General features: G+C 59.6%; 7 protein-coding genes. 2 read left to right on the forward strand and 5 right to left on the reverse strand.

Annotation, left to right across the window (positions count from 1 at the left end):
- Positions 1–6: 6 nt before the first annotated feature.
- Positions 7–1158 carry an MFS transporter gene (locus LIO64_RS10180; RefSeq protein ID WP_290549340.1) on the forward strand — a complete coding sequence of 384 codons (1152 nt, stop codon included), beginning with the start codon at positions 7–9 and terminating at the stop codon, positions 1156–1158.
- A gap of 16 nt (positions 1159–1174) precedes the next feature.
- On the opposite strand, the gene LIO64_RS10185 is transcribed toward LIO64_RS10180, so the two are convergent.
- Both LIO64_RS10185 and eboE read right to left on the reverse strand, forming a co-directional pair.
- Complete coding sequence (locus LIO64_RS10185) at positions 1175–2131, reverse strand: hypothetical protein (protein ID WP_290549333.1); 957 nt, start codon at positions 2129–2131, stop codon at positions 1175–1177.
- Between the two features lie 4 nt (positions 2132–2135).
- A complete protein-coding gene (gene eboE, locus LIO64_RS10190) occupies positions 2136–3278 on the reverse strand; it encodes a metabolite traffic protein EboE (protein ID WP_290549334.1) in 1143 nt (380 codons plus the stop codon).
- A 219-nt stretch (positions 3279–3497) separates the two neighbouring features.
- On the opposite strand from eboE, the gene LIO64_RS10195 reads away from it, so the two are divergent.
- Positions 3498–5879 (forward strand): glycoside hydrolase N-terminal domain-containing protein, encoded by a 2382-nt coding sequence (locus tag LIO64_RS10195; protein WP_290549335.1) that lies wholly within the window; start codon positions 3498–3500, stop codon positions 5877–5879.
- A 300-nt stretch (positions 5880–6179) separates the two neighbouring features.
- Here LIO64_RS10195 and LIO64_RS10200 read toward each other — a convergent pair whose 3' ends face one another.
- The 3 genes from LIO64_RS10200 to LIO64_RS10210 form a co-directional block, all read right to left on the reverse strand.
- Positions 6180–7625: a Gfo/Idh/MocA family oxidoreductase gene (locus LIO64_RS10200; RefSeq protein WP_290549336.1), complete on the reverse strand. Its 1446-nt coding sequence runs from the start codon at positions 7623–7625 to the stop codon at positions 6180–6182.
- 491 nt (positions 7626–8116) lie between these two features.
- Positions 8117–8722 carry a hypothetical protein gene (locus LIO64_RS10205; protein WP_290549337.1) on the reverse strand — a complete coding sequence of 202 codons (606 nt, stop codon included), beginning with the start codon at positions 8720–8722 and terminating at the stop codon, positions 8117–8119.
- 112 nt (positions 8723–8834) lie between these two features.
- Positions 8835–10124: a DEAD/DEAH box helicase gene (locus LIO64_RS10210; protein WP_290549338.1), complete on the reverse strand. Its 1290-nt coding sequence runs from the start codon at positions 10122–10124 to the stop codon at positions 8835–8837.
- Positions 10125–10533: the final 409 nt, after the last annotated feature.

The raw sequence follows: 10533 nt of genomic DNA on the forward strand, positions 1-10533 counted from the left end.
CCCGTGATGCGCACATTTACCTGGCCTATTGCCCTGCTTCTGCTGGGGCTTCTTTTTCAGACGGTGGCGTTTGCCGTTCTGAATACGGTGGTTCCTCTGTGGATGGAACAGTCTTCCGCCGCCACCTGGGAGGCCGGACTGGTAGGGGCATTTTTCTTTCTGGGGAACCTGGCCGGCACACTGATGGCCGGAGGGGTGATCCGCAAGGCCGGATTCAAGGGAAGCTACCAGTACGCGTGCATCTTATGTTCGGTATCCACCGTGCTGCTTCTGGCGTTTCCCGGCGCGCTGGCGTGGAGCGGCCTCAGGCTGCTGACGGGGATAAGCTGCGCCCTGGTCTGGGTGGTGGTGGAAAGCGCCCTGCTGAGGGCGGGAACGCTGAAAACACGCGGTGTTCTGCTGGCTTCCTACCTGGTGGTCTATTACCTGGGGACGGTGCTGGGCCAGCTGCTTCTGGGCTGGTTCCCCAGCAACATGTCCCTGGTGGTGACGGAAGTGTGCGTGTTGTCCGCCGCGGGCATGATTCCCCTGTTGTTTGCCCGTCTGGAATCGGATTCCGCGGGTGCTCTTCCTTCCGTTCATGTGGAGGTCAGGGCGCTCCTGAAACGCCGCAGCGTATTTCTGGGCGTGGTGGGATGCGTGATTTCCGGCGTGGTGCTGGGAACGATTTACTGCCTGATGCCGCTGTTCCTGAAACATCAGGGCATGGGCCATTCCTCCGTGGGGTACTGGATGGCCCTGCTGATTGCTGCGGCCATTCTGGGCCAGTGGCCCATGGGCAGGCTGGCGGACAAATACGGGCGCGCCTTCGTCATGAAATGCCAGTCCCTGCTGGTGGTGGCCGCGTGTACCGGGCTGGTGCTGAAGGGCGGCCTGATGGCCCCCTCCCTGATTGTGCTGGGATTGGCCGGTTTTTCCCTGTACCCCGTCGCCATGGCCTGGGGATGCGAGGAGGCCTCACGGGACGAACTGGTGACCATGAACCAGCTTTTGCTGCTGAGTTATTCCATCGGCACGCTGGCCGGGCCTTCCCTCACTTCTTTTCTGATGCAGCGGTATTCTGACAACTGGATGCCGATGGTCATTGCGCTGGTGGCTCTTTCCTTCATGCCCGTGCTGATGCTGGGCGGCCACGGAAGCAGGCGGCTGTCCCGGTAAAGGAAGGGAGGCGGCGTCAGGATTTTTTCGGCTCCGGGGCGGCGGTTTTCTCCGGTTTGGGTACGTCGTTGTCCGCGATCTGGTGGATCATGTCCGTCAGGGCGTGCACGTAATCCTCCGTGTGGGAATCCGTAATGGCGTACTTGCACTGGCAGGAGACCGTGGGAATGTTCAGGGCCGCATAATGGCGGTCATTGCCGGCGATGGCCGAGGGTTCCCGGTGGAACGTGGGGGGGGCCTGTTCCCAGGATTTGGTGAAGGGTGCGGCGCACTGGCCTGCAAATTCCTTCCCGCGGGGAGTGGTCATGAACAGGACGGCCTCCTGCGGGGATTCCGGTTCCGGCTGTTTCTGGCCTTCTGCGGCGCCCAGTTCCTGGGGTTCCAGATTGATCATGCCCAGGATGTTGGCCGCGCCAATACTGCCGCTCAGGGCCCTGGCGTGCACATAGGCCCCGGAAGACGAGGAGCGCCCCGCGGGCGCGGCTCCGTTGGCGTACGCGACAAAGTAAATGTTGTGGTTGGTGGGAATGTCCCTGAGCCCCCTGGCCGTTTCCAGCAGCAGGGCCGCGCCGCTGCCGTTGTTGAGCTGTTCGTTGGAGTCATAGTTGGCCCCCACCACGATGCTCTGGTTGTTGGAATAAAGGCCGGGCTTGTACACCAGGACGTTGTAAATGGCCGTGCCTTTTTTGGCATTCCCTCCGGCTACGGGCTGCAGGGTGACGGCGTAGCCCATGTCGGAGAAGTTGCCGGCGATGTATTTGGCGGCGGCTTCCATGGATTTGGGCTTGCGGGCGTTTCTGGCTCCGATGTCTTTTTGCAGGACTTCCGTATGTTTTTCCATGCGTGCGCCCAGCGTCCGCGGCGTATCCGAACCTCCGCGGGAGGAAGAAGGAAGAAGGGTGCAGGAGGAAAGGCCGGAAGCCAGCAGCAGGCATCCGGTGAACAGGGCGGCGCGTGTGTGAATGAGGGGCATCTCTTTACAGGGTTTCAACGTAATTCAGTTCACGGGCAATCTGGGCTGCCAGGGGGATTTTCATGTGCTCCGGCAGTACGCTCCAGGTATAGGTTTCCACCTCCAGGTGCGGAGCCGGGCCGGACCGGCTGCGGAGGAAGTCATGCGTCTTCAGGATGAAATCCTCCGTGCCCTGAAGGGGAGGTTCCGGGGAAGCGTACAGGGGGATGTGGTAATGGATGCGCCATTGGGAATGGCGCGTTTCCTCCGGATAATCGCGTCCGTAGGCCAGGGCGTTCGGCAGGTCCGGGAAGAGCATGGTGTGGTCCTGGTGCCGGATGCTGGTCTGGTGGAAATAAACGCCGTCGTCAAACTGAAGGAGGCGTTCCAGGTCTTCCGTCCCTCGTATGCGGCATTCCAGGGCATTGGAAAATTGAACCTTGCAGAGGGCAATCTTGTTTTCCTCCCAGGCGGCCAGGGTTGTTTCCGGTTCCTCCCGCAGGATGGCGAAGTGGCAGGTGTCATACGTCAGCCCTAGGTGGCGCTCAATGAGTTCCGGGCGGCGGGAATGGTTGCGCAGGTCGTTGAAAAAGCGGATGGCGCCTTCCGTATCGTGAAAATGGCCGAAGGGCTCCGGTTCCAGCCCCAGCTGCATCAGGCGCCCGGTCTGTCTGCTCAGGACGTCCAGAAATCCGCTCATGGCGTCCAGCCGGGCGAAGATGCGTTCCTCATCCGCGTGGAACCAGCTGTGGGAGGCGGGGAGCGTGCTGACGGTCAGCCTCTCCGCCTGTTCGTCCCCGATGCGGGCCAGAATGCGGAACAGGTTGCAGGTGTATTCAAAACGTTCCGGCGTGGTCCAGTCCGGCTGAAAAACATGCTCTTTCACGCGTTGCCCGTGGAAGTTCCCGTAGGGGAATCCGTTCATGGTTTCCACGCGCGCGCCGTGGTCGTTCAGCCATGATTTCAGGGTTTCCATGGCGTGCGGCGTTTCCAGCAATTCCCCGGCCGCTCTGGCGGACAGGCGCAGTCCGACGCCCAAAGGGCGGTCCTTCAGGGGGGAATTCAATTCGGCCAGCTCCCGCCTGATGCGGGGAACGTGGGTATGGAGGGCGTCTCGGGTTTCCGCCCAGGATTCGACGGGATGGATGTTGGTGCAGTAGGAAAGCATGGCGGGGCAGTGTTTGCGGTGTTGGGGAACGGCGTTCCACTCCGGGGGGAAATGGTGGAAAATGCATGTGCACGGGGGCGTTCCTCAAGCCTACATACGGCTCAGGGAAGAGAAAAAATTTCATGGAATTCCTCCTTTTGGCGTCATCCGGAAAGGGGCTTCCCCCGCGGTAGGAATGTCTTTGAAAGAACTTCGGATATATGGTAGTACTTTTGTATTATGCCACTCCTGCGCCCGTTTTTTTACCTTCTTCTGGGGGGCCTGTTCCACGGGAGCTTCTTGCATGCGGCGGAAGAAGCCTCCTCTTGGAAATCCTCCCGCTTCTGGTTCGGCCGTCCGGCGCAGTGGAAGGACACCCGGCCCCAGCAGGGGACCGGAGACAATTCCTGGGCGAAGGACGCCACGCCTATCGGCAATGGAAGAATAGGCGCGCTCATTTACGGAGGCGTGGAAAAGGACCGGATGGAGCTGACGGAAATCAGCATGTGGTCCGGAGGGTATTGTAGTACGGAAAGCAAGGACAAGGGGCCGGATTCCCTCAAGTTCGGTTCCTACCAGCCGTTCGGGACGCTGGAAATCACGTATCCGGCAGCGGATGGGGCCACGGATTACAGGAGGACGCTGGATGTGGCACAGGCGCTGGCTTCCGTGACTTATGGCGCGGGGGGAGTCCGTTACCGGAGGGAGTATTTCGCCAGCATTCCGCATCAGGTGATTTCCATGACGGTGCAGGGAGATAAGCCCCGTTCTGTGGATGCTGCCTTCCGCCTGACCACGCTTCACCCCCAGGACCGGATTACGGCCACGGCCGGAGGAGGACGGGGAATGATCCTGATGCAGGGAACCCTGAAAAACGGGCTGGCGTATGAAGCGCGCATCGCCGTTCTTCCCGAAGGAGGGAGCGTCAGGGCGGAAGACGGCTCCATCATCGTCCGGCAGGCGGATTCCTGCCGCGTGCTGGTTTCCCTGGCTACGGATTATGTGCTGAGTTTTTCCCGGAACTGGAAAGGGGTGGCGCCCCGCAAAAGGAATGAGGCTATACTGGCCCGCGCGCTCAGGGCCTTCCCGGCACAGCTGAAAGCCGCCCACCAGGCCGCCTACGGCAGGCTTTACAACCGGGTTTCCCTGGACCTGGGAGAGACGGACGATGCTACGGCGGGACTTCCCGTCAACAAGCGGTTGGAGAAGTACAGGCAGGCTGTGGATGCCGGAACGGATGCCCGGGATCCCGATCTGGAGGAACTGGTATTCAACTTCGGCCGCTACATCATCATTTCCTCCTCCCAGCCGGGTAATCTGCCCGCCAACCTGCAGGGGCTGTGGAACTACAGCCTGATTCCCCCGTGGGATTCCGACTACCACAACAATATCAATATCCAGATGTGCTACTGGGGGGTGTTTCCCGTCAATCTGGCGGAATGTTACGCCCCCCTGCTGGACTACATCCGGGAAATGGCCCCCGCCGCGCGCAAAATCACCCGGGAGGCGCCGGAGTTCAGGACGGCAGCCGGACAGGCGGCTCCGGGCTGGACGGCCAGGACCGCCCAGAACATTTACGGAGGGCAGGGGTTCAAATGGAACAAACCGGCTTCCGCCTGGTACGCCCTGCATCTGTGGGAGCATTATCTTTTCACGCTGGACAGGGAATACCTGAAAACGGAGGCCTACCCGATGATGAAGGAAATCTGCCGGTTCTGGGAAAGCCAGCTGAAAACCCTGCACGCAGGCGGAAGCAATTTCCGGACGGAGGACAGGAAAGTGACGCCGGATGTAGCCGCGCGGGATTTGAAGGACGTGAAGGAAGGCATGCTGGTGGCCCCGATGGGCTGGTCCCCGGAGCACGGCCCCAGGGAAGACGGCTGTGCTCATGACCAGCAGATCGTTTGGGAACTGTTCAATAATACCGTGCATGCCGCGGAAGTGCTGGGCGTGGATACGGCCTGGAAGAAAGAGCTGGCCGCCAAAAGAGACCTTCTGGTCGGGCCGTGGGTAGGGGAGGACGGCCTGCTGATGGAATGGATGATCGCCCGCAAGCCGGGCATCTCCTGGGACCCTCACCACCGGCACACGTCCCATCTGTTTGCCGTTTATCCCGGCAGCCAGATCAGTCCGGAAAAAACGCCTGAATGGGCGGAAGCCGCCCGCAAATCCCTGCTGGCGCGCGGAACCACGGGCGATTCCCGCCGTTCCTGGACCTGGGCGTGGCGTGCCAATCTCTGGGCGCGTTTTCTGGACGGGAACAAGGCCTATGAAATGATTCGGGGCATGATCCGCTACAGCATGATGGACAGCCTGTTCACCACGCATCCGCCCATGCAGGTGGATGGCACCATGGGCATCGTAGCCGGGTTTGCGGAAATGCTGCTCCAGTCCCATACGGGGCGGCTGCATCTTGTGCCTGCCCTGCCGGATGCCTGGAAAAACGGCCGCGTGAGCGGATTGAAAGCCCGCGGCAATATTTCCGTGGACATGGCCTGGAAAGACGGCAGGGTGACGCAGTTCAGCCTCTCCTCCCCTGTGGAGCAGGATGCCGGCGTGATCGTCAACGGAAAGGAGAAAACCCTCCATCTAAAGCCGGGCGTACCCGTGAAGGGGAATTAGGGGTTCCCGTGGAAGAAGCCGGCATGAAACAGGGCTGCCTTTTTTACGGGATGGCCTTGTAGCCTCTGTATCTCTGCCTTTTCCCCGTTTTTCCAGCGGACGGAAGGATAAGGCGGAAGCAGGTTTCCTTGATGGGAAATGAAGATAGAGTGCTCCAGGAGATTGCGCGGGAAAACAGAGATCCTCCGTGAGAGATCAAACTCCCGGGCGAATCCGGAACATTAAATGAGCCCCGCCCATATTCCATGGACGGGGCTTTTTAGATGAATGGTCAGGATCAAAACCTGCGGTTTTTTCATTCTACTGAACGATGCCCAGCGGGGCAGTCGTCTTCCAGTCTCCGCGGGTGAAGTCCGGGAACACCTGGGGCATGCCGCCCTGGGCCACGGAGTATTCGGAAAGCTCGGAGACGGAGGACCAGAAAGCGCCTTCATAGACATTCTGGTCCATCGGTTCGCCATTGCGGAGGCATTCAATGATGCGGAAAAGCATCACGAAGTCCATGCCGCCGTGGCCGCCCATCTTCAGGGCCAGCGGGCCCACGCGCTTCCAGAGCGGGTGCTCGTACTTTTCAAAAATGGGGGCCAGTTTTTCATCGCCTTCAATCCATTCGTGATAGTTGCCGTTGCCCAGCTTTTCTCCGGCCACGCGGGTCGGGAAGCCGGCCAGGGTGCCCAGGGTCCCCTGAATGAGATTCAGGCGGGAATAGGGGCGGGGGCTGGTTTCATCCCATTCTACCAGGACGGTGCGGCCCATGGTGGTCTTGATGATGGAGGTGTTCATGTCGCCGCAGGCGAAGTCCAGCTTGTTCCACTTGTGGTCCGCCGGGAAGTTCTTCCTGGCATAGGCGGCGCGGCCCAGGGCCGGGCTGGAGAAGGAAACGAGCCTGCCGAAGCAGTCGTCCTTGCGGGCCAGGTTCATGTACTGGGCGACGGGGCCGAGGCCGTGCGTGGGGTACACATTGCCGTTGCGCTTGGCATAGTGGTAGGTTCTCCAGGAACCGGTGCCGCGTTCCACCTGCTTCATCTGGCCGCGCAATTCGTGGATGTAAGCGGCTTCCCCGTACAGCAGGTCGCCGATGACACCCTGGCGCACCATGTTCAGGTACATGAGTTCTTCCCGGCCATAGTTGACGTTTTCCATCATCATGCAGTGCTTCCGGGTTTCCTCGGAGGTGTTCACGATTTCCCAGAGTTCCTTGATGGAGACGGCCATGGGAACTTCCACAAAGGCGTGGGCACCCATCTTCATCACGTCGCAGGTGACGCGGCAGTGCCATTCCCAGCTGGGGCAGACGATGACGGCGTCCGGCTTGACTTCCTTCATCATGCGTTTGTAGTCTTCCGGCCCCTTCGTGAAAATGGGGGGGCGCTTGCCCGTCTTCTTTTCCACCACGTCTGCATTGCGCTTGGCCCAGTCTTCATACAGGTCGCAGATGCCGACGACTTCCGCACCTTCAATAACGGCCATTTGTCCAACATGCATGGACCCGCGTTCCCCTACGCCCACGAAGGCCACGCGCACCTTGTCCAGCTTGGGAGCCCTGAAGCCGCCCATGTAGATGGCTCCGGGCTTGCGCGGGGGCCAGGTGGTCATGGGGCCGATGTTGTTCGGGTCCGGAATGACGATTTTTTTGGGAGCCAGGGAGGCTACTTCCTGGGCGTTGGCGAAGGACCCGGCAGCCAAGGCGCCAGTGGCCAGCCCCAGGGTCTGAAGGAAACGACGGCGTGATGATGAATTATCCATGGATGGTAAATATATGGAAGGAATTGAATTCCGAATGTGCCATAAATACCGGGAATGGGAAATCCTTCTTTCAAGGATGATGTAAAAAAGACGTTTTTCCGGCAAAGAATCCTGCTCTGTGCGCGGGGAGGAAACTGGGAGAAAGGAGGCTCACCCCCCTGAACGCCGGGCATGAAAAAGGCCCCATTCCTGCCGCAGTGCGGGAAGGACGGGGCCTGTGGGGTGCATCACCCGGTTGTGCCGATGTTGCATGCCGTTGCTTGGGAATGAAAAGGGTGAGCGTATCGCTGCACCGCGTTCCGAAGGATCGGCCCTGCACCGGAGGACATCCGGAGAGTGTTGCGTGGTATCGCCAGCGGTAGCTGCTGTTTCCGTTCCTGGCGACGGGGAAGACCATTCCGTTTCTTGCGGCTTTCTATTCAGGGAACCTTGACGGGGTCCGCGTGCCGTAGAATCGGGATCATCTTCCCGGTCGTTGTGAGGCGGTCCGGTTACTGCGCCTTGCCGGCGGGAAGTGTTGGCGCGGCAAGCTTGGCATAAGCTTCATTCAGCGCCTTGCCCAGTTTAGGGCGGAAAACGGTGGTGGTGGGCAGCTGCGTGCCTTCCATGTCACAGGAGCGGAGGATGTCGGGAATGGACGAGGTCAGCGCATGTTTCATGATACTCATGCAGTCTTCCAGGTCCACTCCGTATTTTTCCTCCATCAGATGTTCAATACGGTCCGCCATGTGTTCCATCCTTTCAATCTGTTTTTTGGTCAGAATCGGCTGGATGGTCGCGTTCGGGTCGGGGACGTAGCTGGTCAGCATTTCAATGGCCCGTTTCAGGTCTTCCGGCAATTCCGTTGTATTGCCGCTGTTGAGGACCTGAGCCAGAACCTGATAGCTGCTGGTGGCGTTTTCGTCGTAATCATGAATGCCTGAGGCCAGCGCCACGCCTGCGATGCTCTGCACGTAGCGGGCTACTTCCGGGGAATAGTTGCCTTCCACAAAAGTGGAGGGCACGTCATCCGCGTAAGCCTGCATGGCGGCCTGGCAGGCGAGGGAACTGATGGTACCCACGCACAGTATCTTGATGATGGACGATATGATTTTCATGATTGAAACTCCGGTTGAAGTTTCCCGGCTGGAACGGTCCGGCAAACCGTTTGTAGCAAGTGAGACAGTATTGCCCCTGATTTCGTTCAAAAGTTTTTTTGAATGATTAAAATCATGCTCCCATATGGCTTCCCTGCCTTCCGGATGCATGGCTCCTTCCGTACCCTTTCCGCGGGCCTCTGCGGGATGCGGAACGGTTTTCCTGGGCGGAATTTCTCCTTTCCCTCTGCGTGCCGGGAACCGTCAGCAGTTCCCGGGGGAATTCCTCACTGGAGGGGTGCACGGGAAGGACGCGCCCCAGAAGCTTGTGAATGCCTTTGGCCTTGCCCGTTTCATCCGGAGTGCACAGGGCAATGGCTTGTCCTGCCGCGCCTGCCCGCGCCGTGCGGCCGATGCGGTGAACATAGACCTCCGGTTCTTCCGGCAGGTCGTAATTGATGACCAGCTGTACGTCTTTCACGTCAATGCCGCGGGCGGCAATGTCCGTGGCGACGAGGATGGGCGTTTCCCCGGAGCGGAATTCCCGGAGCATGCGTTCACGCGTTCCCTGGCTTTTATCCCCGTGGATGGCGGAGGCCGGGTAATCCTTTCCGGTCAGGAAGGAGGCCAGGCGGTTGGCGCCATGCTTGGTCCGGGTGAAGATGAGGGTGCGTCCCGGCTGTTCCTGCTGTTCCAGCAGATCCAGGGTGACGGGCCTTTTCTCCGCCTGGGTGGACACCATGCAGAGGGACTGCTCCACTCTGTCCGCCGTAGCGGCCGGGGGAGTGACCATCACCGTTTCCGGTTCATGCAGCAGGGACTGGGCCAGCTGCCGGATGTTGTCCGGCATGGTGGCGGAAAACATCTGGGTGTGGCGTTCCTGCGGGATTTTGGAGACGATTTTTTTCAGGGCCGGAGCAAATCCCATGTCCAGCATGTGGTCCGCTTCGTCCAGAATCAGGGTTTCCACAGCGCGCAGGCTGACGGTCTGGCGTTCCAGATGGTCAATCAGCCTTCCGGGCGTGGCTACCAGAATATCCAGGCCGCCGGCCAGCTTCTTGAACTGGGGGGCGTATCCCACGCCGCCGAAGATGACGGCGGTGGACAGGTTCAGTCCTTTGGCGTAAGCGCAGATGTTGTCATGGATCTGGGCGGCCAGTTCCCGGGTGGGGCTCAGGATAAGGGCCCTCACCTGGCGGGCGAGCGGCTTTCTGGGTTGTTCTGAAAATTGTTGAATGAGGGGCAGGGCGAACGCGGCCGTTTTGCCGGTTCCGGTCTGCGCCAGTCCCATCAGGTCCCTGTTCTGCAGCAGCAGGGGGATGCAGGCCGCCTGGATGGGGGTGGGTGTCTTGTACTCCAGTTTCTCCAATTGGCGGAGAATGGGAGCCGACAAGCCAAGCTCCCTGAATGTGGTGGATACCATATCTATGTATTTGTCTGTGAATGCGCCTCGGCTGCAATGAACTGACGGAATCACGACAATCGCGGAACAAAAAGAGTCCGCAGGAGCGATACTGAAAGAATCAATACGGAGACGCCCGTATTCCGCCAACCGCAAATGACTATCAAAAATCAACAACCAAGCACCATTCGGCGGGAACAGGGCCATAAAAGCACGGCAAAGGACAGCCGTCAAGAGAAATAAAAACGTTTTGCACGTCATCAATTCTTTTTCAGGTGGTTTCGGAAGGGGGTGGAATACCGTTGCCTGATGGAGTCCCGTTCATGGTAGTGGTACCCCGGAAATACCTTGTTTCTGCCTCATTTCCGTTTTCTCTTAGTCGGTTCTTGATGGGGCGGCGATCAAACGGCGAATTAAGAATTCGTTGTCA

It is taken from the genome of Akkermansia sp. (genome assembly GCF_020860705.1).
In the GTDB taxonomy this organism is placed as follows: domain Bacteria; phylum Verrucomicrobiota; class Verrucomicrobiia; order Verrucomicrobiales; family Akkermansiaceae; genus Akkermansia.